At 44.6% G+C, this 26,312-nt stretch carries 33 protein-coding genes; 30 read left to right on the top strand and 3 right to left on the bottom strand.

Annotated features, from left to right (window positions below; translation table 11 throughout):
• Positions 1-27 precede the first annotated feature (27 nt).
• Entirely contained in the window at positions 28-744 is a 717-nt protein-coding gene (locus AC1DPK_RS12790) for a response regulator transcription factor (protein WP_053376699.1), read from the top strand.
• Positions 745-2,211, top strand: a complete 1,467-nt coding sequence (locus AC1DPK_RS12795) for a HAMP domain-containing sensor histidine kinase (protein ID WP_441883361.1) — start codon at positions 745-747, stop codon at positions 2,209-2,211.
• Between the two features lie 131 nt (positions 2,212-2,342).
• Here the strand turns inward: AC1DPK_RS12795 and serA are convergent, their stop codons facing one another.
• Entirely contained in the window at positions 2,343-3,935 is a 1,593-nt protein-coding gene (serA, locus tag AC1DPK_RS12800) for a phosphoglycerate dehydrogenase (protein WP_477510537.1), read from the bottom strand.
• Between the two features lie 240 nt (positions 3,936-4,175).
• Here serA and AC1DPK_RS12805 point away from each other — a divergent pair, with 240 nt between their 5' ends.
• The gene (locus AC1DPK_RS12805; RefSeq protein ID WP_339203303.1) at positions 4,176-4,502 is read left to right on the top strand and encodes a rhodanese-like domain-containing protein; all 327 of its coding nucleotides are present in this window, start codon (positions 4,176-4,178) and stop codon (positions 4,500-4,502) included.
• 15 nt (positions 4,503-4,517) lie between these two features.
• On the opposite strand, the gene AC1DPK_RS12810 is transcribed toward AC1DPK_RS12805, so the two are convergent.
• Complete coding sequence (locus AC1DPK_RS12810) at positions 4,518-5,438, bottom strand: hypothetical protein (RefSeq protein ID WP_441883365.1); 921 nt, start codon at positions 5,436-5,438, stop codon at positions 4,518-4,520.
• 111 nt (positions 5,439-5,549) lie between these two features.
• Between AC1DPK_RS12810 and AC1DPK_RS12815 the strand changes: the two genes are divergently transcribed.
• Positions 5,550-6,143, top strand: a complete 594-nt coding sequence (locus AC1DPK_RS12815) for a CPBP family intramembrane glutamic endopeptidase (protein WP_339203301.1) — start codon at positions 5,550-5,552, stop codon at positions 6,141-6,143.
• Positions 6,140-6,373 carry a hypothetical protein gene (locus AC1DPK_RS12820; RefSeq protein WP_076271370.1) on the top strand — a complete coding sequence of 78 codons (234 nt, stop codon included), beginning with the start codon at positions 6,140-6,142 and terminating at the stop codon, positions 6,371-6,373. Before AC1DPK_RS12815 ends, AC1DPK_RS12820 begins: the two co-directional genes overlap by 4 nt.
• Here AC1DPK_RS12820 and AC1DPK_RS12825 read toward each other — a convergent pair.
• Positions 6,363-7,220 (bottom strand): polysaccharide deacetylase family protein, encoded by an 858-nt coding sequence (locus AC1DPK_RS12825; protein ID WP_477510538.1) that lies wholly within the window; start codon positions 7,218-7,220, stop codon positions 6,363-6,365. The two genes, AC1DPK_RS12820 and AC1DPK_RS12825, sit on opposite strands and share 11 nt — an antisense overlap.
• Positions 7,221-7,397: 177 nt before the next feature.
• Here AC1DPK_RS12825 and AC1DPK_RS12830 point away from each other — a divergent pair, with 177 nt between their 5' ends.
• The 25 genes from AC1DPK_RS12830 (at position 7,398) to AC1DPK_RS12950 (ending at position 26,184) form a co-directional block, all read left to right on the top strand.
• Complete coding sequence (locus AC1DPK_RS12830; protein ID WP_477510539.1) at positions 7,398-7,721, top strand: hypothetical protein; 324 nt, start codon at positions 7,398-7,400, stop codon at positions 7,719-7,721.
• Positions 7,722-7,924: 203 nt separating this feature from the next.
• On the top strand, positions 7,925-8,539 hold the full coding sequence (locus AC1DPK_RS12835) for a genetic competence negative regulator (protein WP_339203296.1): 615 nt from the start codon (positions 7,925-7,927) through the stop codon (positions 8,537-8,539).
• Between the two features lie 136 nt (positions 8,540-8,675).
• The gene (locus AC1DPK_RS12840; protein ID WP_076271366.1) at positions 8,676-9,926 is read left to right on the top strand and encodes a Glu/Leu/Phe/Val family dehydrogenase; all 1,251 of its coding nucleotides are present in this window, start codon (positions 8,676-8,678) and stop codon (positions 9,924-9,926) included.
• A 15-nt stretch (positions 9,927-9,941) separates the two neighbouring features.
• On the top strand, positions 9,942-10,637 hold the full coding sequence (gene prsW / locus AC1DPK_RS12845; RefSeq protein ID WP_076271365.1) for a glutamic-type intramembrane protease PrsW: 696 nt from the start codon (positions 9,942-9,944) through the stop codon (positions 10,635-10,637).
• A gap of 74 nt (positions 10,638-10,711) precedes the next feature.
• Positions 10,712-10,873 carry a hypothetical protein gene (locus AC1DPK_RS12850; RefSeq protein ID WP_179089937.1) on the top strand — a complete coding sequence of 54 codons (162 nt, stop codon included), beginning with the start codon at positions 10,712-10,714 and terminating at the stop codon, positions 10,871-10,873.
• A 103-nt stretch (positions 10,874-10,976) separates the two neighbouring features.
• Complete coding sequence (gene ypeB / locus AC1DPK_RS12855) at positions 10,977-12,329, top strand: germination protein YpeB (protein WP_477510540.1); 1,353 nt, start codon at positions 10,977-10,979, stop codon at positions 12,327-12,329.
• A gap of 58 nt (positions 12,330-12,387) precedes the next feature.
• Complete coding sequence (locus AC1DPK_RS12860) at positions 12,388-13,044, top strand: flagellar brake protein (RefSeq protein ID WP_076271363.1); 657 nt, start codon at positions 12,388-12,390, stop codon at positions 13,042-13,044.
• A 53-nt stretch (positions 13,045-13,097) separates the two neighbouring features.
• Positions 13,098-13,295: a hypothetical protein gene (locus AC1DPK_RS12865; protein ID WP_076271362.1), complete on the top strand. Its 198-nt coding sequence runs from the start codon at positions 13,098-13,100 to the stop codon at positions 13,293-13,295.
• Between the two features lie 171 nt (positions 13,296-13,466).
• Positions 13,467-14,135, top strand: coding sequence for a (d)CMP kinase (cmk, locus tag AC1DPK_RS12870; RefSeq protein WP_339209675.1), 669 nt, complete (start codon positions 13,467-13,469; stop codon positions 14,133-14,135).
• Positions 14,136-14,138: 3 nt separating this feature from the next.
• The gene (locus tag AC1DPK_RS12875) at positions 14,139-14,717 is read left to right on the top strand and encodes a lysophospholipid acyltransferase family protein (protein ID WP_339203291.1); all 579 of its coding nucleotides are present in this window, start codon (positions 14,139-14,141) and stop codon (positions 14,715-14,717) included.
• Positions 14,718-14,798: 81 nt separating this feature from the next.
• Positions 14,799-16,034 (top strand): 30S ribosomal protein S1, encoded by a 1,236-nt coding sequence (gene rpsA, locus AC1DPK_RS12880; RefSeq protein WP_076271360.1) that lies wholly within the window; start codon positions 14,799-14,801, stop codon positions 16,032-16,034.
• A 195-nt stretch (positions 16,035-16,229) separates the two neighbouring features.
• Positions 16,230-16,874, top strand: coding sequence for a YphA family membrane protein (locus AC1DPK_RS12885; protein ID WP_477510541.1), 645 nt, complete (start codon positions 16,230-16,232; stop codon positions 16,872-16,874).
• Positions 16,874-17,791 (top strand): YIEGIA family protein, encoded by a 918-nt coding sequence (locus tag AC1DPK_RS12890; RefSeq protein ID WP_477510542.1) that lies wholly within the window; start codon positions 16,874-16,876, stop codon positions 17,789-17,791. Before AC1DPK_RS12885 ends, AC1DPK_RS12890 begins: the two co-directional genes overlap by 1 nt.
• Positions 17,784-17,963, top strand: a complete 180-nt coding sequence (locus AC1DPK_RS12895) for a capping complex subunit for YIEGIA (RefSeq protein ID WP_076271357.1) — start codon at positions 17,784-17,786, stop codon at positions 17,961-17,963. The genes AC1DPK_RS12890 and AC1DPK_RS12895 overlap by 8 nt, the downstream gene beginning before the upstream one ends.
• A gap of 77 nt (positions 17,964-18,040) precedes the next feature.
• Positions 18,041-19,363: a ribosome biogenesis GTPase Der gene (gene der / locus AC1DPK_RS12900; RefSeq protein WP_441912615.1), complete on the top strand. Its 1,323-nt coding sequence runs from the start codon at positions 18,041-18,043 to the stop codon at positions 19,361-19,363.
• 12 nt (positions 19,364-19,375) lie between these two features.
• The gene (gene plsY / locus AC1DPK_RS12905; protein WP_076271355.1) at positions 19,376-19,972 is read left to right on the top strand and encodes a glycerol-3-phosphate 1-O-acyltransferase PlsY; all 597 of its coding nucleotides are present in this window, start codon (positions 19,376-19,378) and stop codon (positions 19,970-19,972) included.
• A 34-nt stretch (positions 19,973-20,006) separates the two neighbouring features.
• Positions 20,007-21,017, top strand: coding sequence for an NAD(P)H-dependent glycerol-3-phosphate dehydrogenase (locus AC1DPK_RS12910; protein ID WP_430057889.1), 1,011 nt, complete (start codon positions 20,007-20,009; stop codon positions 21,015-21,017).
• Between the two features lie 81 nt (positions 21,018-21,098).
• Entirely contained in the window at positions 21,099-21,374 is a 276-nt protein-coding gene (locus AC1DPK_RS12915) for a stage VI sporulation protein F (protein WP_477510543.1), read from the top strand.
• Between the two features lie 136 nt (positions 21,375-21,510).
• The gene (locus tag AC1DPK_RS12920) at positions 21,511-21,690 is read left to right on the top strand and encodes a DUF2768 family protein (protein WP_076271353.1); all 180 of its coding nucleotides are present in this window, start codon (positions 21,511-21,513) and stop codon (positions 21,688-21,690) included.
• A 55-nt stretch (positions 21,691-21,745) separates the two neighbouring features.
• Complete coding sequence (locus tag AC1DPK_RS12925) at positions 21,746-22,042, top strand: 2Fe-2S iron-sulfur cluster-binding protein (RefSeq protein ID WP_076271352.1); 297 nt, start codon at positions 21,746-21,748, stop codon at positions 22,040-22,042.
• Between the two features lie 32 nt (positions 22,043-22,074).
• Complete coding sequence (locus AC1DPK_RS12930) at positions 22,075-22,689, top strand: nucleotidyltransferase family protein (protein WP_477510544.1); 615 nt, start codon at positions 22,075-22,077, stop codon at positions 22,687-22,689.
• On the top strand, positions 22,677-23,024 hold the full coding sequence (locus AC1DPK_RS12935; protein WP_477510545.1) for a 2Fe-2S iron-sulfur cluster-binding protein: 348 nt from the start codon (positions 22,677-22,679) through the stop codon (positions 23,022-23,024). Before AC1DPK_RS12930 ends, AC1DPK_RS12935 begins: the two co-directional genes overlap by 13 nt.
• Positions 23,025-23,152: 128 nt before the next feature.
• Positions 23,153-23,905 carry a hypothetical protein gene (locus AC1DPK_RS12940; protein ID WP_477510546.1) on the top strand — a complete coding sequence of 251 codons (753 nt, stop codon included), beginning with the start codon at positions 23,153-23,155 and terminating at the stop codon, positions 23,903-23,905.
• 295 nt (positions 23,906-24,200) lie between these two features.
• Positions 24,201-25,679: a stage IV sporulation protein A gene (gene spoIVA, locus AC1DPK_RS12945; RefSeq protein ID WP_076271348.1), complete on the top strand. Its 1,479-nt coding sequence runs from the start codon at positions 24,201-24,203 to the stop codon at positions 25,677-25,679.
• 202 nt (positions 25,680-25,881) lie between these two features.
• Positions 25,882-26,184, top strand: a complete 303-nt coding sequence (locus tag AC1DPK_RS12950) for an HU family DNA-binding protein (protein ID WP_441883526.1) — start codon at positions 25,882-25,884, stop codon at positions 26,182-26,184.
• Positions 26,185-26,312 lie beyond the last annotated feature (128 nt).

Consider the following 26,312-nt stretch of genomic DNA (forward strand, 5'->3'; position numbering starts at 1 on the left):
AACTTAGATTGAGAGGAGAATTGCCCTATGTCTGATTATTCAAGCCGTATTTTGGTCGTAGATGATGAAGAACGTATCCGTCGCTTGCTCAAAATGTATTTAGAGAAGGAAGGCTACACAATCGACGAGGCAGAAGACGGAGAAACTGCCCTAAGATTAGCTTCAAATACGGATTACGCGCTCATTCTGCTTGATGTGATGCTGCCAGGAATCGACGGCGTAGAAGTGTGCTCTCGTCTGCGTCAAGTGAAGGCTACTCCTGTCATTATGCTAACGGCTAAAGGTGAAGAAATGAACCGTGTGCAGGGCTTTGAGGTTGGCGCGGATGATTATGTCGTCAAGCCTTTTAGTCCACGCGAGGTTATCTACCGAGTGAAGGCTATCTTGAGACGATCCTCGGCTACCGCGTTCTTAACAAAAGAAATTAATTCAAGCAACAATATTGTATTCCCTCATTTGGTTATTGAGCATGATGCTCACCGTGTAACAGCTGGTGGACAAGAGGTAAGTTTAACGCCTAAGGAATATGAGCTGCTGCATTACTTGGCAGTATCGCCTGATAAAGTGTTCTCTCGTGAAGAGCTTTTGAAGGATGTATGGAACTATGAGTTTTTCGGTGACTTGCGGACTGTCGACACCCATGTAAAACGTTTGCGCGAGAAATTGAATAAAGTGTCTCCTGATGCGGCATCCATGATTACTACCGTTTGGGGAGTCGGCTATAAGCTAGAGGTACCTAAGTAAATGAGCTTGTGGCATCGTTCGATTGGCAAGTTGTACCGCAGTGTAGTTGGAAAGCTCTGGGCGACAATCATGCTGCTTGTTGCTGTCGTATTGCTTATCGTTGGCGTATTTTTACTTCAATACGTTGACATATGGTTTAAAGAAAACAATACGCATCAGGTGAAAGTGCTTTTTGTTGTAACAGCGATTATCGGATTTTTGTTATCAACATTTTTTGCTTTCTTCTTATCCAAAAAAATTCAACAGCCGCTGCTTCAACTAAAGGATGCAGCGGTATCGATTTCTCAAGGCAATTATACAACCCGAGTTCATATACGCTCCAGCGATGAGATCGGTGAGCTTGCGGATACGTTTAACCATATGACGGAGCAGCTGAATAAGCTGATTCATGACATCAATCATGAGAAAAACCATCTTGCGAGCATTTTGCGAAGCATGGGAGATTCAGTTATTACCTTCGACGCGGAAGGTAAAGTCATACTCACGAATCCAGTTGGTCATTTGCTAATCAATCAGTGGTCAGGAGTAGAGCTTGCTTGGCAAGAGGATGAGTCCGAGAGCTCGACTGCATATTCCGAGGTTCCAATGCCGCTCCGCGAGTTGTTTCAAAGAGTGATGGAAGAGGGCAGGGATGTTACCGATAAGGTTCATGTTCTAAGCAGCGTGTGGTCAGTTGTAATGGCTCCGCTGCAGTCGAAGGATGTTATTCGCGGGGCTGTTGCCGTTATCCGTAACGTAACGGAGGAGCATAAGCTTGAGAAGCTGAGAAGAGATTTTGTGGCTAACATCTCACATGAGATCAGAACGCCGCTATCGATGCTGCAAGGCTATAGTGAAGCTTTGCTTGATGATATTGTCGTGTCGGAGGAAGATCGCAAGGAGCTCGTTCAAGTCATTTATGATGAATCACTGCGAATGGGCAGACTCGTAAATGATTTTCTGGATATCGCTAGAATGGAAGCCGGCCACGTCGATATGAACTTCCAAGAGATAGATCTCGCCCATGTCTTGAAGCGGGTACATCGGAAATTCCAGGTGTATGCGAAGGAGCGCGAAGTGAGGCTGGTCGCGGATCTGCCCAATGAGTCGCTGCTTGTAAAGGAAGCTGATGAGGATAGATTGGAGCAAGTATTGACTAACCTCCTTGATAACGCATTGCGGCATACGCCATCTGGCAAGTCCATCACCATTTCTGGGCAGCATGCGAATGTAAATGGAAGACAGTATGTAGAGCTTCGCGTCAGAGACGAGGGGCAAGGCATTCCAACCGAGGATGTACCCTTTATATTCGAACGCTTCTATAAGGCAGATAAAGCGCGTAAACGCGGCTCATCAAGTGGAACGGGACTTGGACTTGCCATCGTAAAAAATTTGATCGATCTTCATCAGGGTCGAATTGTAGTCGAAAGCAGTGCAGGCACAGGCACATCGTTTACAATCTTACTTCCTGTCGAAGCTCATCAATAGTTGTCAAAGCGCCCCTGTTGGGGGCGCTTTTTTTGTAGAAAGCAGAAGATAATTCTTGTTGTTCGTGAAACAAAAGAAGAGCCTGTCGATTCATTCGGCAGGCTCTTCTTCTATATAGTAAACAAATTTATTTAAAAAAGTGTAATTTCTTTGGCTGTGTTTAGCTCAGGCATGCTTGTAAGCTGCTCAAGCACTTCCTTAGGTGTCGCTTTATCCACACGCAGAACCATGATTGCGGAGCCGCCAACAAGCTGACGACCTACTTGCATCGTTGCAATGTTAACGTCATTGTTGCCCAGAAGCGTTCCAACTCGTCCGATAATACCAGGCTTATCGTTATGCGAGATTAGAATTAGGTTTCCTTCAGGCGTCACATCAACTGGGAACTTGTCGATTTGAACAATACGAGGTCCGTAACCAGTGAGCAATGTGCCGGAAACAACACGTTCTTCTTTTTTCGTACGAAGGGACACGGTTACCAGGTTCGTAAAGTCTTTCGAAGCATGCGATTTTTGAACGACGATGTTTACATCGCGCACTTTCGCCAGGTGAAGGGAGTTAACCACATTAACCTGCTCTGCGCCAAGGTGATGCGCTAGAACGCCGCGAATGATATAACGAGTAAGTGGCTGCGTATCAACCTCTGCAAGCTCACCAGCATAACCTACAACGATTTCGGTAACAGCACCTTCAGTTGATTGTGCAATAAAGTTGCCAAGCTTCTCGCCAAGTGTAAAGTACGGCTGAAGAATGCTTTGCAGGTTTGCCGGAATCGGAGGCATGTTAACTGCATTGATAAATGGCTCGCTGCGGAGAATATGAAGCACTTGCTCCGAAACGTCAATCGCAACGTTTTCTTGTGCTTCAACAGTCGAAGCGCCAAGATGCGGAGTTACGATAATTTTTGGATGTGTCAAGAAAGGATGGTCATTAGCAGGAGGCTCCACTTCGAACACGTCGAATGCGGCGCCAGCGACAATACCTGCATCCACTGCATCAACCAAAGCAATCTCATCGATGATGCCGCCGCGCGCGCAGTTTACAATACGCATGCCGGGCTTCATTACTTCAAATTGAGCTTTGCCGATCATATGGCGAGTTTCTGGCGTTAAAGGTGTATGTACAGTCATAAAATCTGCACCTCTAACAATTTCATCCACGCTAGCAAGCTTCACGCCGATTTTTGTTGCTCTTTCTTCTGTCATAAACGGGTCATAACCCAAAATATCCATGCCGAAGGCTTTTGCGCGTTTGGCAACTTCGCTGCCGATACGTCCCATACCGAGTACGCCTAGCGTTTTGCCGCGAAGCTCAACGCCTAGGAAGGATTTGCGATCCCATGTTCCATTTACTGTTTTCATGTACGCTTGTGGAATATGACGGGCTACCGCCATCATCATAGCAAATGTATGCTCACAAGTTGTAATGGTGTTGCCATCTGGTGCATTGATTACGATGATACCGCGCTGAGTTGCTGCGTCTAGGTCAATATTATCGACGCCAACACCTGCACGGCCAACTACTTTAAGCAGTTTGCCAGCTTCCATAATTTTTGCTGTTACGCGGGTTTGGCTACGTACTAGCAACGCATCGTATTCACCAATAATTGCAACTAATTCGTCTTCGCTGAGTCCAGGTTTTTTGTCGACTGCGACATCTGACGCATCAACAAGCTGCTGAATGCCCAAATCGCTGATTGGATCGGAAACTAACACTTTAAACATGTGAAGTATGCCTCCTAAAATGGGGCGAAGCTATTAGGCTTCGCTTAATATGAACAGAAAAACCCTCTACCCGGCACCGTTGTGCAGCAGCGGGTCGAGAGTTTGATCATCGAACTTAGACTTTTCTATTTTAAAGCAATGTGGTGGACAAAAGCAATCCTCAAACTTGCTGAATTGTGAAAATTTCGTTATGATTCAAGCATCATTAGCAACAATTTACGACATTGGAGGTCTTTATTCATGACGAAATGGCAGGATGTGACACCGCAATTTTTGCTTGAACTGCTAGGGAATGGACAAGTAGAAGCAAGTCAAATCATAGATGTAAGAGAAGAGTTTGAATGGGAGTTTTATCATTTGGAGACATCAAAATTAATTCCAATGAACACGATTCCTGTGCGACTGAATGAGCTTGACGACACGCTGCCTATTTATATCATCTGCGCACATGGCGTACGAAGTGTAGCGGTTTGCAATTACTTAGAAGAAAAAGGCTACAGCAGCCTTCACAACGTTACCGGTGGGATGGCGGCTATAGCCTCTTTACAAGGGTTTCAATATGATTAACAAAAGAATTGGAATTTAATTTGTTTCAGGGTAGAAAAAAGGTAGCTGCGGCAGAAGTGCCTGTTGATAAAGCCTTGATTTGCTCTCATTGAAGTCACCTGAACGAACGGCTTCCGTATTAATCAACAAATCAACAACAGCAGATACGGAATGTAATTTTAACTTAGTTGCTTGTCCAGATTGGACAAGCTCATCTACTCGACTTGTTAAATCGTGCGGATAATAGGCAGTAAGTTTTTTGCGAGTCATTAGCTGATCAGCCATTACTTTGTTTTTTATCGTAATGTTAAAGTTTTTCCATGCTGACAGTTCCAGCAGAGCTGGAGCCTTGTATTCTGAAGGAATATCAAGATCTACCGTTGCTGACCATTTCAGCATAGCGGAGTAATATTGCTGCTGAGCGTTTAGTGCAAATTGAGCGGCAGAGAGATAGGTTTTATCTTGTTCGACATTTTTCATTAATTCATTAAAGGATAATTTCTTTGCACTAGCCGCTGCGTTGACAGCAGCTTCATTAAATAGTTTAAGACTTCGTATGTAACTAACCTGAGCTTCTCCGAGCAGTGGAGATTTTTGCATATCAATCGAGCTTGCTTCATCTGCTTTGGTACTAGCAAGTCTTGCCAAATCTTTAAACATAGAAGTTGCTTCAAATGACTTTCCTTGCGATAATTTGTTCATAGCTGCGAACCATTCGTTTTGAAATTCACGATAAGGCAGAAATACAGTATGATAGAACGATACCAAGTCTTGTTGCTGGTAAGGGGTTGCTGAAGCGGTTGTTGTTTTTGCGTCATCTGCTTCATTCACATAGCGGGCTTTAGTCTTTTCAGTGCCAATTTGAATGCCATAGAAAAAGGCTCCAACTGTACAAATAAGTAGAAATACAAATCCAACACTGAATAACATTGCGGTTGTCGTTAATTTTTTTTCCATCTCTATCTCTATCTCCTTCTATGTAAAAAAATAATTCTGTCGATTTGTTCTACCAGTATAGGTGAAAAGGTCGAAAAAGAAAATATGAACGTTCCAGACAGGCGGGAAGCTATGAAGAAATTTGATATTCGCAATATTCGCATTCGAAAGGTGTCCGTTGATGAGCTAGATGACCGCATGCTGTTAATCAATTTATATGCTACGCAAGCATTTACTTTTATTATCGGTTTAATATGGGTTTTATTTCAGCATCAAAATGTGATTGCTTTATTTACGCCTCCAAAGGAGCTTGCATTTGTTTATTGGGGTGCAGGCTTAGCAGCAGCTGTTATCATAGTTGACCTGCTTATTTCGCGCTTTGTTCCAGAAGAAGCAAGCGACGATGGCGGAGTAAATGATCGTATTTTTCGGACGCGGAAGGTTTGGCATATTGCAGTTATTTCCTTAGTTGTAGCTATTTGTGAGGAATTGCTCTTTCGCGGGGCGATTCAGCATGCCATAGGTCCCTATTGGACAAGCATAATTTTTGCTACTATTCATGTAAGGTATTTAAAACATTGGATTCCCACCGGACTCGTATTTTCGATTAGCTATGGCTTAGGCTGGATTTATATGGAATCAGGTACGATTTGGGCACCGATTATTGCACACTTTTTGATCGATTTCATCATGGGTTTAATTATAAGATTCAGGAGGGAGTCATGAGCAGGAAAGAAAAGTTTGGAAATTCGAGAGCTTCAGCACAGCATGAAGAGACGGCAGAGCCGTCCATCATCGGAACGGATTCCAATCAGGGAGAAGCTCTGCCGCCTCGGCGAAAGAAACATCCTACACAAATGAATAAGGTTACAAAGTTTTATTACAATTTATTGTTCCTATTGTTTGTAAGTTTAGTTGGTGGACTTTTTTGGTATGGCTTAAAATTTAGCGAGTGACCTCAATGGTGGCTGGATCAATGAATCCGTAGCCTTTGTTTTCAAGTGAGGTGAGCAACTCATCAAGAGCGTCGGCAGTCCATTGCAGCTCGTGCATAAGTATGTTGGCGCCGGGATGCAGCTGCTCCAGCACATTTTTAATGACAACCTCAGGCTTGTTTTTGGCCGTTTTATCCCAATCAAGGGAACCATTTGACCACGTCATGTAAAGCATGCCGTGGTTTTTTGCAATTTCCTTGACCGTATCACCGCCAGAGCCGTACGGAGGGCGGAAAAACAATGGTTTTTTATCTATTAAAGCTTCGACATCTGTTTGAACATCGCCGATTTGCTGTTCAACGACTTCTTTAGCTTCTTTTTTCAAATCGTTATGATCCCAAGAGTGGTTGCCGATTGTTTGTCCGCGTTCATCAATGAGCTTCAACAAATTGGGATTTTTTTTCACCCGATAACCATTTACGAAAAAAATCGCTTTAGCCTTATGTTTATCAAGGGTATCGAGCATGCTGGTTAAGACGGTTTCATCTTTTGGCCCATCATCGAAAGTAAGCAAAACAACCTTGCTTGATGTACTCTCCTCAATCGGTACGAAGCGATAGGCTTCGCTCATTCGATATAGTGCTGTTATGCTGGTTTCCTGCTCACTCGAAGCGGTTGGCGTAGGTTCCTCACTCGTTACGACTGTATCATCGTTTATTGCATTGTTTGAGCTTTGTGTAGTCTCGGGAACGGCTGCTGTCTCAGTGGCTTCAGTTGAAGACTGCAGGCTCTCGTTTTGCTGCTGCGCACTGCAGGCCGTTAGAAGCGACCCGAGAAGCAGAATGATTATAGGCAGGTTACGCTTCATGATGCTTGCCCTCCATAATTTTGATGTAAATGCTGCTGAAACGACATCATTGTATCATATTTGCCTAATAGAAGGATAAGGATGATTTCCTTATTTTATATGGAATGGCGCTTCTGCTTGTCGGTCAAACTAACAACTGAATACGCAAGATGAATTAGGAAAGAGGTGTTCGAGATCATGAGGTTAAGTGGCTTTTTAGTCGGTGGAATAATTGGYGCAGCAGCAACGGTATATATCTCGCGCAGAAAGCCTGGAGCAGTATCATGGGCAGCACATGCGTTTACTGACGTTTGTTCCAATGTTGCACGCAATTCTGTTGCGAAAATGATGAGTAAATCTGTGAAGGAAAATGCGTCTGCGCTCTCCCCAAAGCATTCAGACGATACCGCCGTAAAATCCGAAGCCGCTTGGGGACAAATTGAGGCTATCGTAAACAGCGATCCCTCATTGAAGAAGGAAGCGGACAAGATCAAAGCGGAATCGTCAGCCTTTTCCCACTAAGTAAAGCAGCAAGCATGCAGAATCGTAGGGACGCAAAGCAGAAATGCGATGCGATCAAACGATTCTTTTTTTCGTTCATTATTAGTGCAATCAGTGAAAAGACATGATAAAGTAGTTACATAGCATGATTTGGTCAATTTGATCACATCTTACTTAGAAATTCATACGCTATTACAACAGATGCTGCAGAGGAGGATCCTGTCATGAAAATCGAACGACTGAGCCAGGATAAGATTCGGATTTTCCTGACGTTCGACGACCTGCTGGAACGGGGGATCCAGAAGGACGACATGTGGCGCGAAATTCCAAAAGTACACGAACTATTCAGTGAAATGATGGATCAAGCATATAGTGAACTTGGATTCGATGCCAGCGGCCCATTAGCGGTCGAAGTGTTTGCCCTCCCCGCTCAAGGTATGGTAGTGATTGTCACCCGTGGCAAAATGAACAGTCATGCAGGCGATAGGCCAACTGAAGATGACGACACGGAAGACGAAATATACGAGATGGAAGTGACGCTTGAGCAAAGCGATATTGTGATGTACTCTTTCCGCGATTTTGAGGATGTCATATCGGTTTGCAAGCAATTGCTAAGCTCTACGCTTACAGAAGACGGACGTTTGTACTCCTATCATGGCAAATATATATTAGCGCTGGAACCTGCTCTTATCGAGGCTTCCAGGCATAACGCTGTTATTGCATTGCTCGCTGAGTATGGTGAAGCAACATCGGTAACCTATGCCATGCTGGAAGAGTACGGTAAAGTGATTATACCCGAAACAGCGGTAAGGGAAATATGTAATCATTTTAGTTTTTAATCAAATGTACACGGATAGAGCATCTGCAGGCTGATTTTGTCTGTACGATGCTCTTCTTGCATGTAGCATGACATAATAATGGAATATACGAAGGAAAAGGCGCTCATATTAGATGTAGACAAAGGCGGTGATTGGAATGAGTGATAAAGAAGCAAACGATGTGTTGCATTCTACTCAGATTGTTATTGAAGAAGCGCTGCGCAGGCTTGGCTATGATCAGGATATGATTGATTTATTGAAGGAGCCCATGAGGCTTCTGACCGTCCGTATTCCAGTTCGGATGGATGATGGCAAAACAAAAGTGTTTACGGGGTATCGAGCACAGCATAATGATGCGGTAGGACCTACAAAAGGCGGTGTGCGTTTTCATCCAGCCGTCACGGAAAACGAGGTTAAGGCTTTGTCCATTTGGATGAGTCTAAAATGTGGAATTGCTGATCTGCCCTATGGCGGTGGTAAAGGCGGCGTTATTTGCGATCCAAGAACGATGTCTTTCCGAGAAATTGAGAATTTAAGCCGAGGGTATGTGCGGGCCATCAGCCAAATCGTAGGACCAAGCAAAGATATTCCTGCGCCTGATGTGATGACTAATTCACAGATCATGGCTTGGATGATGGACGAGTATAGCCGCATTCGTGAATTTGATTCTCCAGGCTTTATAACAGGGAAGCCGCTTGTGCTTGGCGGGTCCAAAGGAAGAGAGACAGCTACAGCCAGAGGGGTCGTTATGATGATCCATGAGGCTTTGAACATGAAAAATATAGACATAAAGGATGCGCGAATCGTCATTCAAGGCTTTGGTAATGCTGGAAGTTATCTTGCCAAATTCATGCATGAGGCCGGTGCGCGCGTGATAGGTATTTCCGATGTGAACGCGGCGTTGTATAATAAAGAAGGACTCGATATCGAATATTTGCTCGATCGTCGAGATTCCTTTGGCAATGTAACGAACTTGTTTACGAACACAATAACGAATGCTGAGCTGCTCGAGCTCGATTGTGATGTGCTTGTGCCTGCGGCAATCGAGAATCAAATAACGGAACAAAATGCCCATCTCATTAAAGCAACCATCGTAGTAGAAGCAGCGAATGGCCCAACGACGCTGGAAGCTACGCGAATCCTGTCGGACAAAGGCATTTTGCTTATTCCGGATGTGCTAGCGAGCAGCGGTGGCGTCATCGTGTCCTATTTTGAATGGGTGCAAAATAATCAAGGCTATTATTGGGATGAACAAGAAGTGGATGATAAGCTGAAGCTTATGATGATAAGGGGCTTCAACCAAGTGTATGAAATACACCGCACCCGTAAGGTCGATATGCGTCTTGCAGCTTATATGGCCGGTGTACGCAAAATGGCTGAAGCTGTACGCTATCGTGGCTGGGTGTAAGAAAGTAGGGGAAGAATGCTGTTGTTTTCCGTTTTGACTGCGGCTGTTGCGCCAGGCGTTTCGCTGCTTACTTATTTATATTTGAGAGATCGTTATGAAGCGGAGCCTATCCACATGGTAGCGAGAATGTTTGTGCTAGGCATTCTTGTCGTTGTACCGATCATGGTTATTCAGCGGGGACTTCAGCTTTGGCTTGGCGATCACTCGCTCATATTTGCCTTTGGCGAATCCGCAGGCGTAGAAGAGTTCGTAAAATGGTTCGTTCTGTATCATGTCATTTACAACCATACCGAATTTGACGAGCCTTATGACGGAATCGTTTATGCATCAGCCATTTCGCTTGGCTTCGCAACCTTAGAAAATGTCTTGTATGCCATTTACTCGCCTGCTACGTTCGGCACGCTTCTCGTGAGGGCGCTGCTTCCCGTTTCTGGCCATGCCTTGTTCGGTATAATGATGGGCTATTATTTAGGGAAAGCGAAGTTTGCTCCAAAAAACAAAACCGTCTATTTCTTAGGCATTTCACTTTTGCTGCCAGTGCTTCTACATGGTACTTACGATTGGATCATGATTACGTTGCGCACAAATTGGATGTATTTTATTATTCCGTTTATGATCGTGCTTTGGATATGGGGCTTGCGCAAAATGAGTCATGCGAATGCACGGTCGCCCTTTCGATTTATGGTCCGTGAAGATGAGATTAAACTGTAGTCGATCCGTCCATACTTACATTATATTGTAATGCCTGAAATGATGGCGTTCGAATAATGGCTGAGGAGGGGCTTATGGAGGCTGCAAGAATAAAGGTAACGATTAGATGCAATCTATGCGGAGAAAAATTTGTGCTTCGCGGACGAAGAGAAAAAGATTCGATTGATACTGGCTTTAAGCAATGTATTTGCAACAATGCAAATGATCTGGAAATTGAAGAGCATAGCGTTTTTTAGGGAAATACATGCAGTAATGACAAATAAATAGATGGATGCATAAAGCTCCCTTGGGCAAACCAAACTAAAACCAGGTTTTGCACAAGAAAGGAGCTTTTGTATTATGTACCGTCGACTCAGTTCAATTCTATTTCCCATTATGACAGTGCTGTTTATCGGCGCTGCCTACTGGGGTTATCAAGAGCAACAAGAGAAAAACGCAGTTTTGATAAAGGCTGAAAACCAATATCAACGAGCGTTCCACGATTTGACTAACCATGTTGAGCAACTGCATCAGCAATTAGGCAACACGCTAGCTGTTAACTCCACCTCACAAGCCTTTCATCGCAAAGGGCTTGTCAATGTATGGCGTTTAACGAGCCAAGCGCAAAATGAGATCAACCAGCTTCCTGTATCAATGCTTCCTTTCAATGAAGCAGAAGACTTCCTGTCGCGCATTGCAAACTTTGCATACAAGACATCTGTTCGCGACTTGACGAAGCAGCCGCTTTCGCCTGATGAATTCAAGACGCTTAAGACGCTCTATACGAATTCACAGGAAATATCGAAGGATTTGTCAAAGATGCAGAAGGATGTGCTGAACAACCGTCTGCGCTGGATGGACGCTGAAATCGCAGCTGCCAAAAACGCAAGTGACCCCAACATTATCATTGACGGCTTTAGATCGGTAGACAAGAAGGTAAGTGAATATCCAGAAATCAATTGGGGCCCTTCCGTTAGCAGCATGTATCAGAAGCGTACGATTAAAATGCTTGGCGGAAACATGGTGACCGCTGAAGAAATTAAAAAAGAAGCGGCTAAGTTTACTGATGTTCCTAATGCTGACATCCGTGTTGTTGAAAATGCGAAAGGAACTGAATATGCTTCGTTCTCAGCGACGGTGAAAGAAGGCAAGGACAGTACGCTTCAAATGGATTTTACGGAAAAAGGCGGCCAGCTTCTCTACTTTTTGAATTCTCGTGATATTGGAGAAGCGAAAGTGACTTTTGAAGAGGCAAAAGCATCGGCTGATTCCTTCTTAAAGAAACACGGATTTAAGGATATGAAAGCTATTAGCTATGACAAGTATGAAAACACAGGTGCATTTACCTATGTAGGTACACAGAACGGGGTTCTTATTTACCCTGATAAATTAACCTTGAAGGTTGCTCTTGATAAAGGGCAGACGGTAGGCTTGCAAGCAAATGATTATGTGTATCAACATCACACTCGCAAGATACCTAGTCCAACGATTACAAAAGCTGAGGCAAGGAAGGCGCTAAATCCGGAGATGAAGGTGCAAACCGAGCAAATGGCGATCATCTTCAACGATTTAGGCAAAGAGGCTCTTTGCTATGAATATACGGGTAATATGAACGGTTCGATTTATCGCGTATATATCAATGCAGAAACCGGCACGGAAGAATCGATTGAGGAAATGTCTCATGAAGATTCTAAGGCAGCTTCTGACAAATAACGATATGGCTCCCCTCAAATCGACGTGTTATAATGACATGTAAATGGGGGGAGTCAATTTGTTGCCAAAAGTGAACCAAATGCTTTACTATCAGATCGCATCGTCAGACGAAGAGGAAGCAGCGATTGAATACAAGTCCCGTATTGCCGATGAGCAAGAGGACGGCTTACTAATAGAAGTTCCAATTAGCGAGAAATCAGGAAGGTACAAGCGTCTTTTTTTAGGAGATGAGCTTTCTGTTTATTTTGTATCAGAGGATGGCATAAAAAATTATTTCGATTCACATGTCCTTGGATTCAAAGAGGATGGCGTTGTTAAACTCATAAAAATTCGCAGGCCTGAACTGGATCGCATTACTAAAGTTCAAAGACGCAGCTTCTTGCGCGTATCAGCTGAACTTGAGATTGCTGTTAAAATGTCAAGCAACATTCGGTTTGTATGTGAAACCGATGATGTTGGCGGTGGCGGAATCTCCTTTATATGTGATGGGAAATGGCAGATCGCACCTGAACAAGTACTAGAGTGCTGGTTGCTAGTTCCGTTTAAGAACGGGACCATTGAACATGCTTTTTTCCGTGGGGAAGTCGTACGAGTTGTCCAGCTTGAATCCGGAAGGAAGCAGGCTATGATTAAATATGTGAGCATCAATGATTCAGAGCGGCAAAAGGTTATCAGGTACTGCTTTGAGAAGCAGCTAGAATATCGCAATCGCTGAATAACATTCGTTTAATATGGAAAACTACCCAGAAAGAGGAAGGGGTTGTCCATATGACACGAAATCTGTTACATAAAAAAACAAACCGCAAAAAAATGATTAAACTAACGGATGAAGTAAGCAGCGTATTGAAGAAAATCATCATTACGCTCGTTATTTTACTCGTATGCTCACAAGCAGCATTGCAAAATGATACGGTTAGATATTGGCTGACGGGTGTGGATCAGTGGGAAGGAACCCATATGAACTGACGCTCAGCTTTTGCATCTGCGTATATAGTGTGGTATAATTTTCACGTTCGCAGGCAAAGCCTGCTTTTTTCTTGAGAGGTTTGCGTCGCATTCTTACATGCATTCGGCCAGCCGTCTCTACTAAAAGGGGGTTGACCTTAGGTGGTGCATCACGAAGGTGACAGCGACCGTATGAACATTGCAATTGACGGGCCGGCAGGCGCGGGCAAGAGCACGGTTGCACGGAAAGTCGCCGAGCAGCTTGGCTATGTGTATATCGATACAGGCTCTATGTATCGCGCAGTAACACTAAGCGCCCAGCGAGCAGAAGTAAAGGTGGACCAGACAGCCAAACTTGCTGAACTAGTAAAAGCATTAGAGATTGAGCTTGAGCCTGGTGAACATGGCCAGTCGGTATTTGTGAATGGTGAAAATGTAACCGCATTGATTCGCTCGCGCGAAGTGACGCTTCAAGTGTCTCATATTGCTGCGAATGAAACGGTACGTGAAGTTCTTGGCGACTTGCAGCGCAAGCTTGCAGAGCGTAAAGGCGTCGTAATGGATGGCCGTGATATTGGTTCACATGTGCTGCCAAATGCGGAACTGAAAATTTTTCTGACTGCATCCGTTAAGGAACGGGCACTTCGCCGTTACCGTGAAATAGTGGACACTCAAACCATTTCGCTTGCCCAATTGGAAGCGGAGATCGCAGAACGTGATCGTTTGGACGAGCAACGTGACATCTCACCGCTCATATGTGCGGAGGATGCTATTGTACTCGACAGCACCGCCATGACAATTGATGAAGTCATTCATGCAATTGTGAAATTAAGCCGAACCAAATTGGCGGAGGCGAAGTAAACTATGTCATATCTTATTTTTAGGTTTCTCCTGCGTGTTATTTACACGGTGTTATTTCGATTAGAAGCTAGAGGCACGGAAAATATTCCAGCCGACGGACCTGTTGTCCTCGCTTCGAATCATTTGAGTAACTTTGATCCGCCTACGGTTGGAGTCAAGGTGAAACGCAAGGTTTATTTTATGGCGAAAGAGGAATTATTTAAAGTTCCCGTATTTGGGCCTCTTATTCGTTCGTTTGGCGCGTTTCCAGTCAAACGCGGCGGTGTGAGCAAGGACGCTATCAAGTCTGCGATCACGTTGCTGAAAGAAGGCAATGTCATGGGTATTTTTCCGGAAGGCTCTCGCAACAATCAATCTGGAGCAGCCAAGAAGGGTGCAGCCATGATTGCTGTTCGCAGCGGCGCAGCAGTCGTTCCTGTTGCCATTGTCGGTAAATATAGACCATTCAGCAAAATAATCGTTTGTTACGGCAAGCCTATTGATCTTACTGCAATTATTGAAGAATCATCGCCTGATATGCTTGAGCAAGTAACAGACGCCATTATGGCTCGCATTCGCGAGTTAGCTGCAAACAATCGTTAATTTATGTTTTAAATGCTGCTTTCGCTCTAGGCGCTTGCGGATTTAAATAAAGTTGGGGTTAGAACTGAGGAGGTTATTTCAATGTCAGAAGAAACTAATGTGCAAGAATCCGTGGCGGAAGAAGTAAGCCAAGACGCTTTGGATAATTTCGTGTCTTTGAAAAAAGGCGATTCCGTTAAAGGTACGATCGTCAAAATCGAAGATAACCAAGCTTATGTAAGCCTTGGATATAAATATGACGGTGTTATTCCGGTTCGTGAGCTTTCTGCAGTGCAGATTGAAAACGCAGCGGATGCTGTTCAAATCGGTCAAGAGGTTGAGCTTAAAGTTGTAAGCATCGATGACGAGAAAGAAAAGCTTGTTCTTTCAAAACGTCAAGTTGACGGCGAAAAAGCATGGGATGTTCTTGAAAAACGTTTTGAGAGCGGCGAAGTATTTGAAGTTGCTGTTGCTGACGTTGTAAAAGGCGGCCTTGTTGCTGACGTAGGCGTTCGCGGATTTATTCCAGCATCGATGGTTGAGCGTCATTTCGTTGAAGATTTCGCAGGTTACAAAGGTCGTACGCTTCGCGTTAAGATCAAAGAAATCGATCGTGAGAACAACAAAGTGATCTTGTCTCAAAAAGAAGTACTTGACGCTGAATTCGAATCAAGCAAAAAGCAAGTTATTGCTGCGCTTGAAGTAGGTCAAGAACTTGATGGTACGGTTCAACGTCTTACACCATTCGGCGCTTTTGTTGATATCGGTGGCATTGACGGCCTAGTTCACGTATCCGAGTTGTCATGGCAGCATGTTGCACATCCGAAGGATGTAGTTTCTGAAGGTCAAGCGGTACGCGTTAAAGTACTTAAAGTTGATCCAGCTGCTGGAAAAATCAGCCTTAGCTTGAAAGCCGCTCAACCAGGTCCTTGGGATTCTGCTGGTGGTCAATTTGCAATTGGTGATATCGTAACAGGTACTGTTCGCCGCCTAGTTCCATTCGGCGCTTTCGTTGAAATCGCTCCAGGCGTTGAAGGTCTTGTTCACATCTCGCAAATCGCACACCGTCACATTGCTACACCTAACGAAGTTCTTCAAGAAGGCCAAGAAGTTCAAGCGAAAGTTCTTGACTTTAACCCTGCTGAAAAACGCGTTAGCCTAAGCATCAAAGAAACAGAAGAAGCGCCTGAGCAACCAGCTCCTAGCGCTAGACCTGATCGTGCACCACGTTCACCAAAAATCGAGAAAATCGATAACCCGAATGTAAGCTTGAGCAATGAGAGCATGAGCTACTCACTTGCAGAGCGTTTCGGCGACAAGCTTAAAAACCTTAAATAATATCTTTTTATATCAATCAAAAACGCCTTCAGCGTCCTCTGGATGCTGAGGCAGCTTTGACGGAGAAATGTAAGATAAGTAGAAGCAAATGATATACTTTCTTATATTTACAAAAAGGAGCTATTTCTGCGAAAACTCGCAGGAATAGCTCCTTTTTTTTGGTGCATAATAGGGGGTACAAGAGGTGAGATAACGTTGAATCCCGGATATATGTCGATTTGGATTATGATTATTATGTTTATTCTTATTACGACAGGCTGGAAGCCGTTTATAGCTCCCGATATTAGCCGTCGTATGTTGTCGCTTCTTAGCATTGCGTTAATCGCACTGATGGTTGTTTCGTTTTGGTGGAAGCCGTTACATGGCCATATTCAGGTCGAGCTCCATATGAGTGTTTGTCTTCTATTGCTGTTAGGCATACTCGCATTTAAGAAAGCCGAGGATTGGAGTTATCTAGGGTACTTAATATTGTGTACAATAATGATTGCTGTCATTTGGGGTTTCATCCGCAAAATGTATAGCTTTGATCCCGTTTTTCATTGGATTGATCCAAGCTGGGATGCTCCTTTGCTTTGTGGAATTTTTTGCGGCGCGTTTACCTCGCATGTAAAACATCAATTTGGGATGATCGTCTGGGGAGCGGTACTTGGCGAAACGTTAAACACTGCCCTTCAATTTGGAGCTCACACCGCACATATTGGCAATTTAGCTTGGTGGGACAGTTTTTGGATTGCGCTGGCTACAGCTATGACTTGCAGTTTGCTGCTAAAATCGGTTCGATTCGTGTTTTCCAAGCTTAGCGTTATACTTTGGCATATAAAGGGAGGACGTCCATCCTAATGCAGCATTTTCTCGTTGAAAACAAATATTTGGTCGGTGTCCTCCTTGGGATTGCTTTTGGGCTTATCTCTCGCTTGCTCATGCTTAGGACGGATTATCGCCAGTATCCAACTTATCCTCATGGTCGAATCATCCACATATCATTAGGTGTAATTGCAGCGGCATTAGGAGCTGTTGCTGTGCCGGCGTTATTTAACAAAGATTACACTGCTATTACTTTCCTTACATTAGCTGCACAGCAATTTAGAGATGTGCGAAAAATGGAACGCGAAACGTTGACGAAAATCGACAGTATGGAGCTGGTAGGACGCGGTTCGACATATATTGAAGGAATCGCTATGGTCTTTGAAGGGCGAAATTACTTAGTTATTATGACGGCATTGCTTACAAGTCTATTTGGGATATTAGTAAATATATGGGTAGGGATGATAGCGGGAGTTATCTCGCTCATAGTCGTTGAGAAGCTGAAATCAGGCAAAGCTGTCTCCCATATTGCTGAGGTGCAAGCCGCGAAGGTTCGAGTGGATGGCCCGGATTTGTTTGTTGATAACGTTTATATTATGAACGTAGGTTTGAAGAGCAACCAAGAAATCATTGCTGCGCGTGGCATGGGGTTTATTTTGACTCCCTTCAACTCAAACGGCAAAGTTACTTTAAGCAATCTTGGTCAACGGCAAGCTATTCTTTACGATTTGGCTACGATTTTAGGGGTATATCGCGATGATGGAGAGCCTGCTTTAATTCCTATGGCGAAGCTGGATATGAAGGATGGACGATTGGCTGTATTTATATTGCCACAGGAGTTGGATGCAGATAAAGGGAAAGCAGTTATCATGCGAGTGCCGATTTTGGAATCTGCTGTTCGCATGCCGACAGAAGCATCTGTGAACAAGAAAGGGGCAGAGGAAAATGGCTGAAATCTTAGCTGTAGTATCCATTCATGCAGATGCGGTTAGTGGCGGAGCGCCGATTTTTATTGCAGAAAATGTAGATAAATTGGAAGAAACCTCGTTTCTGCTCGAGAAGATTTTGGATGCGAGTGCGCATGATTTAAAGAACGGTACAATCATACTGGTCAATCACCGATAATATGAAAAGTTAGCCAAGAACGCACTTTTTTGCTATGATGGATAGCGTGAGTATTTTTGAAGGAGTGGAAAACAAACATGGCAAGACCCGTTATCGCTATTGTCGGTCGTCCGAATGTGGGGAAATCCACGATTTTTAATCGGGTCATCGGCGACCGTCTAGCAATTGTTGAGGATAAACCGGGCGTCACTCGTGACAGGCTTTATGGCACCGGAGAATGGAATGGAAAACCGTTCAGCATTATTGATACTGGCGGTATTGAAATCGATGGCGAAGATGAAATTATGAAATCTGTGCGTATGCAGGCTGAACTCGCAATTGAAGAAGCAGATGTAATTATCTTTATGGCGGATGCGAAAACAGGCTTGACGCATGCGGATGATGAAGTTGCTCAAATGCTATTCCGTTCGGGCAAGCCCGTTGTGCTTGCAGTTAATAAAGTTGATAATCATGGCCGCATGGATGAAGTTTATGAGTTTTATGGACTTGGCTTTGGTGAACCAATCGCAATTTCCGGATCGCATGGACTAGGTATCGGTGATCTGCTTGATGCTGCTGTCGCTTTGCTTCCGGATCTAACCGATGATGGCTACGATGAGGATGTCATCCGTGTTGCATTAATCGGCCGTCCTAACGTTGGGAAATCATCTCTAGTGAATGCACTGCTTGGCGAAGACCGTGTAATTGTAAGCAATGTAGCGGGTACGACTCGTGACGCCATTGATACACCTTTCGAGCGTGATGGGCAGCGTTATGTGCTCATTGATACAGCCGGCATGCGTAAACGCGGCAAAGTGTATGAGTCCACAGAGAAGTACAGCGTAATGCGTGCGATGAAAGCGATTGAACGCGCAGATGTTGTTCTAGTGCTGATTAACGGTGAAGAAGGCATCATCGAGCAGGACAAGCATATTGCTGGTTATGCTCATGAAGCAGGAAAAGCATCGATATTTGTTGTGAACAAGTGGGATGTCATCGAAAAAGACGAGAAGACCATGCAAAACTTCTCGCAAAATATTCGTGATCATTTCTTGTTCATGTCTTATGCACCGATCGTTTATTTATCAGCATTAACCAAAACGCGTTTGCATAAGCTGTTGCCTGTTGTTAAGCATGTTTCTGAACAGCATGCAATGCGCATTCAGACTCATCTTCTTAATGACGTCATTTCGGATGCAGTAGCGATTAATCCGCCGCCATCCGACAAAGGCAAGCGTCTACGCATCAACTATGTAACGCAAGTAGCGATCAAACCTCCAACGATTGTTGTTTTTGTCAATGATCCGGAAATTATGCATTTCTCGTATGAGCGCTATTTGGAAAATAAAATTCGTGCTGCATTTAATTTTGAAGGGACTCCTATACGCATATTCTCGCGTCGTAAGTCCGAAGAAGATTAGGGGAGAAGTAGCTTGTTATACGGAGTAATCGCGGTTGCTTTAAGCTATTTGTTAGGCTCAATTTCATTTAGCATCGTTATTGCCAAATGGGTGAAAGGTATCGATATACGTCAGCACGGCAGCGGAAACGCTGGTGCTACGAATACACTCAGGGTGCTCGGCAAAGGGCCGGGCTTACTGGTGTTTTTACTCGATATCGGCAAAGGGGTAGCAGCTGTATTTATTGGCCGCGCTCTTAGTGAAAACGACTGGATTCCAGTTTTGTGCGGATTAGCCGCAATCATAGGCCATAACTGGCCGATTTGGTTCCGCTTTAAAGGAGGCAAAGGCATTGCAACGACTGTAGGTGTCATTGCGACCCTTGCTTTCGTGCCTGCACTTTGTGCAGGAGCCATTGCCATTGCGACAATTGCTTTGACCAGATACGTATCGCTTGGCTCATTATTGTTTGCTGCTTTAACGCCATTATTTATTACTTTGTTCTATTATTCGGTTCCTTTACTTTGTGCAAGTCTTCTGATATGTATTTTTGCATTCGTACGCCATCGGTCGAATATTGTAAAGCTGTTTCAAGGAACAGAAAACAAGTTAGGTGCAAAGAAAGGGTAGTGAGCGTCGCATGACAAAGCAGGATTCATCAACAATGAAAAATGCGGCAGTGCTGGTTGCTGGAAGTTGGGGCACTGCTCTTGCTTCTGTACTCGCGAGAAATGGCTATCATGTAAAGCTATGGACGCGCAGTACCGAACAAGCGGAGAACATTAACCTCAGCCATGAGAATAGCAAGTTTTTGCCTGGTGTACAGCTTCCTGAGCTAATCCATGCAACTACGGATTTAAAGGATGCACTGCAGGATGCTGAGCTCGCTTTGTTCGTTGCGCCTTCTGGTGCAATGCGCGAGGTAGCTAAGCAAGCGGCACCGTTTCTATCGGATAAGACACTTGTTGTTCATGCAACAAAGGGCTTTGAAACGGATACGTTGAAGCGGATGACGACAGTACTTTCGGAAGAACTAGGTCGACCTATGGAACAGCTTGTTGTTTTATCAGGACCAAGCCATGCTGAAGAGGTTATTTTGAAGCAGCCTACTACAGTAGTTGTTGCTTCAACTGATTTGAAAGCAGCTGAGCAGGCCCAGGATGCGCTCATGAATACGCATTTCCGAGTGTATACAAATCCGGATGTCGTTGGTGTGGAAGTGGCTGGAGCCATCAAAAACATTATCGCATTAGGTGCAGGCTTGACGGACGGGCTTCAGTTTGGCGACAATGCCAAGGCTGCTTTATTAACTCGGGGCCTAGCGGAGATCAGCAGGCTTGGAACGGCAATGGGGGCGAATCCGCTCACTTTTGCTGGATTAGCTGGCGTAGGCGATCTTGTCGTTACTTGCACAAGCAAGCACAGTCGAAATTGGCGTGCTGGCTACATGCTTGCAGATGGCACGCCTCTAGATGATGTGCTCACTCGGATGGGAATGGTCGTAGAAGGTGTTCGTACGACGCGTGCGGCTTACAGTTTAGCCAAAGAGTACGATGTTGAGATGCCAATTACGTTTCAGTTATATGAGGTATTGTTTGCGAACAAAGCGCCTAGGACTGCCGTTGAGCATTTGATGGGCAGGCTGCGGACGCATGAGATCGAAGAGTTAGGCTAAGGACCAGCGCCTACACCAATCTTCTTGCCTTCTCATATGATGCATGGAGCAATACACATGCGCATGCTGGAGGTGTAGAGTATGGCGAGGGATTTCTCCAAGGACATTCTTAATTCGATCAATAAAAAGACGGGCAAAGGAATTTCCGAGAGCTCAGTCAAAAAGCTTGCCAGCGGAGTTACAGCACAGACGATGACTGACGAAGCTGAGCTTCGCAAGCTGATTAAACAAGTGTCGGAAGTGGCTAAGGTCAAGGTTACGGAATCTACGATTAATGATATCGTAAAAGCTGTCAAAGCCAGCGGCATGAGCGCCAGCAATATGGAAGCAATCATGAAAATGATGATAAAAAAATAAAAAATTGCGGCAAAAGCGTGGAGCGCCCCGAATATTTTATTCGGCAAAGTGTTCTGTCAGCTTTTGTCCTTTTTTTTGTGCGATGTTATAATGGGTGAGAATTCATTATGATATAGATTAGGAGAATGGAATTTCTATGGATGCTATGACAAAAATGTGGGTTTCGCTATTCGGCATTGGAATGATGGCGATTGCGGCCCTTTTAATTACGTTTGCTCGTTTGAAAACGAAAGGCGCAGTGAAATTTATTCTTTCGTTAATTGCATTTATTGTTCTAATCATTGGCTTTGTATGCGGACTTATATCCATTATTTAGTGCTTATTACATAGGGGACGGTCGTTCACTAACAAAAGGGAGATTTTGACATACAATGATTGAATTAAAGGGTAGAACCAAAACAGCTGTTGTAAAAGCAGAAGAAGGCTTGTCGCTGCTTGATCATGCACTTAAGCATGAGATTGATTGGAGCTTCTCTTGCGCGAGAGGAACCTGTGCCCGGTGCCGCTGCTTGGTAACCGAAGGCATGGAGCATCTTGAAGGCATTACGGACGAGGAGTGGGACCGTCTTGAGCCGGAGGAGTTTGAAGAAGGCTACCGGCTCGGCTGCCAGGCCATCGTCAAAAGTGCAGATGCGAAAATCGCAGCAGCCAACAAGCCTTATTTTTAATGCATAAGCTACTGATGAAGGAAGTGCCAGCGATGTCAGAAAATGAACGCATTCATAAAGCGCTGGCTGCCGTTAAAAAAGCGACAGAATCAAGTCAGGCGCAGTGGATTACTGGCGGAAGCGCCAGTCTAATGCTTCGAGGACTTGTACTTTCAAACGATCCGCGTGATTTGGACATTTATTGTGATGAAGAGAATGTAGAAGAAATTTATGATGCTCTTGAGCTTTTTGCCCAAGATCAACCAACATTGAGCGTGACAGATATGTATCGATCAACGCTTAGCCATTTTATTATACAAGGAATACAGGTAGAGCTCGTCGGCGGGTTCGAGGTGAGTGCTCAAGGCTGTAAGTATGAGACGATGGTTAATAAATTACTGATGCCTTTCTCAGATCAAGTGCTGTTAAACGATGCTAATTATTCAGTAGCGATCGTTCCGCTTGCGCATGAGCTGTGGTTTAATTTCTTGCGAGATCGGATGGATCGCGTTGATTTAATCGTTCAAGCGATTGCAAAAGCACCTGCTCATCATGAGGGTGCATTCCTTGCGATTGAAACTAACAATACATTCACCGCTGAGGCAAGGCGTACTCTTCATCAGCTGTTGTCATATCGAAAGGCTGGTGGTTTGTCATGGATGGAGTAGTAACTTTTTGGCCATCGGGCAAGAGCATTAAGGTGAAGCCGGGCACAACGCTGTTAGACGCTGCCAGACGTGCGAATATACCGATTCGCACACGTTGCGGGGGCAAAGCTGCTTGCTTCATGTGCAAGGTCACTGTGAGGCCGGGAAGCCAGCTGCAGCCGATTGGTGATGTGGAGAGAAACAAGCTGTCTGGATTAGACGGAAATCATGAACGCTTATCATGCCAARCTAGAGTAGCTGGGAAAGTGGATGTGGAAATTCCATTAGATCCGCTGCGAGCGGCAGTTGCAAGGCAGCTCGCAAGGCAAGCAGAGGAAAACGATGCTTTATGGTAGGCTGAACGACGAAGTAGGTTTGCTTCGCAAACCTAAGTATATTCTTACGAAGCAGGTTTGCTTCGCAAACCTAAGCATATCCTTACGAAGCAGGTTTGCTTCACAAACCTTTAGGAGGTTACAAAAAAATGAACGGATTATTTATGGGAAGGCTGCCCCGTTACATACGCCAGTTCGCAGCATTCTCTGCTTTAATTGTTTTGCTATTTGCTTTATCGGGCTGCATGTATCCGAAAAGTCAAATGAAGCAAAACCAAGTTGCTCCGAAAGAAGCTGTTCGTAATGTTCAGGCGGCGATTGATCAATATCAGTCCGAAACGGGCATGCTGCCGATGAAAAACAGTACCGCTGACACACCGAAGTATGAGAAATTTTATATTGATTTTGGAGTGCTAAATCGGACAGGCTATATGTCTGATATACCTTCTTCTGCTTTTGAGAAAGGCGGCAATTACAGCTACCTTATTATTGATGAAGAGAGTAAGCCTAGAGTAAAGCTACTTGATATTTTGGCATTTCAAAAAATTAATGATATTCAGAGCTGGGTAACTACTTATATCCAAACAAACAGTGTCCTTCCAAAGGGCGCGCAAACATACCCAGGTTTTTATCAAATCGATTACAAAGCAATGAGCAAAACAGCCCCAACGATTCGAAGCGTGTTCTCAGGGCAWACGATTCAAGCAATCGTGGATGAGAATGGGGTAGTATTTTCCGATTATGGGATAGATATCATGCAATACATACAAAAGAGTGGAAAAAATGATTTTGAGACAGATTTTGATTTGCGTACATTGCTCGTCGATGGATCAGACTTTGTCCCTGTCAAAGCTCCGGTCTATCACTTTGTAAATAATGAGCCGCAAGCTGTAAAACCTTAACTTCATGCACATTCCTCAATAAGCTAGTTCCAAACCTCTCCTTGACTATCGTCTCGGAGAGGTTTTTTTGGCTGTTTGGGTCATAGATTTGCTTTTTTTCTCATATAACTCAATCTTGGAAGGGAAGCCCCGCAGAGGAACAAAAAAAGATTTCATTGAAGGAATCGTCATAATCGGAAAGCTTGCACATAAGATGTTACTAGTCCAAAAAGCATGTACGAGTTGCGTCGCTGGCCTGCCCTATTGACCGGTGGATGGCGGCGAACCGGAAAAATCAATTGGGAGGGGATATTCAGTGGAGAAAGTAGATATTTTCAAGGACATAGCCGAAAGAACCGGCGGGGATATTTACCTCGGGGTTGTCGGGGCTGTCCGGACGGGCAAATCAACGTTTATTAAACGGTTTATGGAGACGGTTGTACTTCCGAACATTGCGAACGAATCAGACCGTGCGAGAGCCGTGGACGAACTTCCTCAAAGCGCCGCAGGTAAGACGATTATGACAACAGAGCCTAAATTTGTTCCGAATCAAGCGGTGCAGCTCAGGGTTACCGATGGACTTGAGGTAAACATGAGACTCGTCGATTGTGTTGGATATGCGGTTGAAGGCGCGAAGGGCTATGAGGATGAAAATGGTCCACGAATGATTACAACTCCTTGGTTCGATGAGCCGATCCCATTCCAGGAAGCGGCTGAGATCGGGACGCGTAAAGTAATCCAAGAGCATTCTACACTCGGTGTTGTTGTTACGACAGACGGCTCTATCGCAGAAATTCCGCGCAGCTCCTATGTTGTAGCAGAAGAACGTGTCATAAACGAGCTGAAAGAAGTCGGCAAGCCATTTGTCCTCATCATCAACTCCACTCGTCCTAAGGGTGAAGAGGCGCTGCAATTGCGAAACGAGCTGCAAGCTAAATATGACATTCCAGTAATGACGCTTAGCGTAGCTACGATGGGTGAGGAAGAAGTCATCTCGGTATTGCGGGAAGTGCTCTATGAATTCCCTGTCCATGAGGTAAATGTTAATTTACCAAGCTGGGTCATGGTGCTTAACGATCGGCACTGGCTGCGCAGCAACTATGAGAGCTCCGTTCGCGATACGGTTAAAGATATTCGCCGGCTGCGCGATGTGGATCGAGTAGTAACCCAGTTCATGGAATATGACTTCATCGCCAAAGCTGGACTAAGCGGCATGAATATGGGGCAGGGCGTAGCAGAAATCGACTTGTACGCGCCAGATGAGCTGTATGACCGTATTTTGATGGAAGTAGTCGGCGTTGAGATTCGCGGCAAAGACCACTTGCTTCAGTTGATGCAAGAGTTCTCTCATGCCAAGAGGGAATATGACCGTTTTGCAGAAGCGCTGGAAATGGTCAAGACAACTGGATACGGCATTGCAGCACCGACACTTGCGGAAATGGCACTCGACGAGCCGGAGTTAATCCGCCAAGGTTCACGCTTTGGGGTTCGACTGAAGGCAACAGCACCATCCATCCATATGATCCGCGTCGACGTGGAATCGGAATTTGCTCCGATTATCGGCACGGAGAAGCAAAGCGAAGAGCTTGTAAGATACTTAATGCAAGACTTTGAGAATGATCCAATCAAGATTTGGGAGTCTGATATATTCGGTCGTTCCCTGCATTCGATTGTGAGAGAAGGCATTCAAGGCAAAATTGCAATGATGCCGGATAATGCCCGCTACAAGCTGCAGGAAACGCTCGGACGTATTATTAACGAGGGCTCTGGCGGATTGATTGCTATCATTCTGTAGTTGATCGATACTAGTATACGAATAAGCCGCTGCCGTAAAGGGAGCGGTTTTATTTGTTTTGCAGGAAATGTAGGTTGGCACTTGAAATTGGCAAACGGCTGTATTACTATAGGTTTGTTCGGTTAAAAGGTATATTTTTGAAGTTTTCCGTTAATAAGAGGGATAAGATGAGAGTTTATATGCTTACACCAAAAAAAAGTACATAATGCACTTTGGAGGAGGTGAAACAATGAACAAAACAGATTTGATTACAAAAGTAGCTGAATTGACTGATCTTTCGAAGAAAGATGCAACGAAAGCAGTTGACGCTGTTTTTGATGCGATATCCGATGCGCTGCAAAGCGGGGATAAAGTCCAATTGGTTGGGTTTGGTAATTTCGAAGTTCGCGAGCGCCAAGCACGTAAAGGCCGCAATCCGCAAACTGGAGATCCTATTGAGATCGCAGCAAGCAAAACGCCTGCATTCAAACCAGGAAAATCACTCAAGGACCTCGTATCCAATTAAGCATACTCCAGCTTAACTGCATTGACGCCGATGTTTGGCGGCAAGCATCCATATGCCACGAAATATAAGCTTGATGTTACTGCTTATAATTCGGCCTAATTTCGCTCGAACGGGATACCGTTCGGGCG

The organism is Paenibacillus sp. 01T424 (genome assembly GCF_056398745.1).

Bases quoted from the DNA above. Each gene is read 5' to 3' on its own strand.
- AC1DPK_RS12790 (WP_053376699.1), top strand. From the start codon at position 28: ATGTCTGATTATTCAAGCCGTATTTTGGTCGTAGATGATGAAGAACGT.
- AC1DPK_RS12795 (WP_441883361.1), top strand. From the start codon at position 745: ATGAGCTTGTGGCATCGTTCGATTGGCAAGTTGTACCGCAGTGTAGTT.
- serA (WP_477510537.1), bottom strand. From the start codon at position 3,935: ATGTTTAAAGTGTTAGTTTCCGATCCAATCAGCGATTTGGGCATTCAG.
- AC1DPK_RS12805 (WP_339203303.1), top strand. From the start codon at position 4,176: ATGACGAAATGGCAGGATGTGACACCGCAATTTTTGCTTGAACTGCTA.
- AC1DPK_RS12810 (WP_441883365.1), bottom strand. From the start codon at position 5,438: ATGGAAAAAAAATTAACGACAACCGCAATGTTATTCAGTGTTGGATTT.
- AC1DPK_RS12815 (WP_339203301.1), top strand. From the start codon at position 5,550: ATGAAGAAATTTGATATTCGCAATATTCGCATTCGAAAGGTGTCCGTT.
- AC1DPK_RS12820 (WP_076271370.1), top strand. From the start codon at position 6,140: ATGAGCAGGAAAGAAAAGTTTGGAAATTCGAGAGCTTCAGCACAGCAT.
- AC1DPK_RS12825 (WP_477510538.1), bottom strand. From the start codon at position 7,220: ATGAAGCGTAACCTGCCTATAATCATTCTGCTTCTCGGGTCGCTTCTA.
- AC1DPK_RS12835 (WP_339203296.1), top strand. From the start codon at position 7,925: ATGAAAATCGAACGACTGAGCCAGGATAAGATTCGGATTTTCCTGACG.
- AC1DPK_RS12840 (WP_076271366.1), top strand. From the start codon at position 8,676: ATGAGTGATAAAGAAGCAAACGATGTGTTGCATTCTACTCAGATTGTT.
- prsW (WP_076271365.1), top strand. From the start codon at position 9,942: ATGCTGTTGTTTTCCGTTTTGACTGCGGCTGTTGCGCCAGGCGTTTCG.
- AC1DPK_RS12850 (WP_179089937.1), top strand. From the start codon at position 10,712: ATGGAGGCTGCAAGAATAAAGGTAACGATTAGATGCAATCTATGCGGA.
- ypeB (WP_477510540.1), top strand. From the start codon at position 10,977: ATGTACCGTCGACTCAGTTCAATTCTATTTCCCATTATGACAGTGCTG.
- AC1DPK_RS12865 (WP_076271362.1), top strand. From the start codon at position 13,098: ATGACACGAAATCTGTTACATAAAAAAACAAACCGCAAAAAAATGATT.
- cmk (WP_339209675.1), top strand. From the start codon at position 13,467: ATGAACATTGCAATTGACGGGCCGGCAGGCGCGGGCAAGAGCACGGTT.
- AC1DPK_RS12875 (WP_339203291.1), top strand. From the start codon at position 14,139: ATGTCATATCTTATTTTTAGGTTTCTCCTGCGTGTTATTTACACGGTG.
- rpsA (WP_076271360.1), top strand. From the start codon at position 14,799: ATGTCAGAAGAAACTAATGTGCAAGAATCCGTGGCGGAAGAAGTAAGC.
- AC1DPK_RS12890 (WP_477510542.1), top strand. From the start codon at position 16,874: ATGCAGCATTTTCTCGTTGAAAACAAATATTTGGTCGGTGTCCTCCTT.
- AC1DPK_RS12895 (WP_076271357.1), top strand. From the start codon at position 17,784: ATGGCTGAAATCTTAGCTGTAGTATCCATTCATGCAGATGCGGTTAGT.
- der (WP_441912615.1), top strand. From the start codon at position 18,041: ATGGCAAGACCCGTTATCGCTATTGTCGGTCGTCCGAATGTGGGGAAA.
- AC1DPK_RS12910 (WP_430057889.1), top strand. From the start codon at position 20,007: ATGAAAAATGCGGCAGTGCTGGTTGCTGGAAGTTGGGGCACTGCTCTT.
- AC1DPK_RS12915 (WP_477510543.1), top strand. From the start codon at position 21,099: ATGGCGAGGGATTTCTCCAAGGACATTCTTAATTCGATCAATAAAAAG.
- AC1DPK_RS12920 (WP_076271353.1), top strand. From the start codon at position 21,511: ATGGATGCTATGACAAAAATGTGGGTTTCGCTATTCGGCATTGGAATG.
- AC1DPK_RS12925 (WP_076271352.1), top strand. From the start codon at position 21,746: ATGATTGAATTAAAGGGTAGAACCAAAACAGCTGTTGTAAAAGCAGAA.
- AC1DPK_RS12930 (WP_477510544.1), top strand. From the start codon at position 22,075: ATGTCAGAAAATGAACGCATTCATAAAGCGCTGGCTGCCGTTAAAAAA.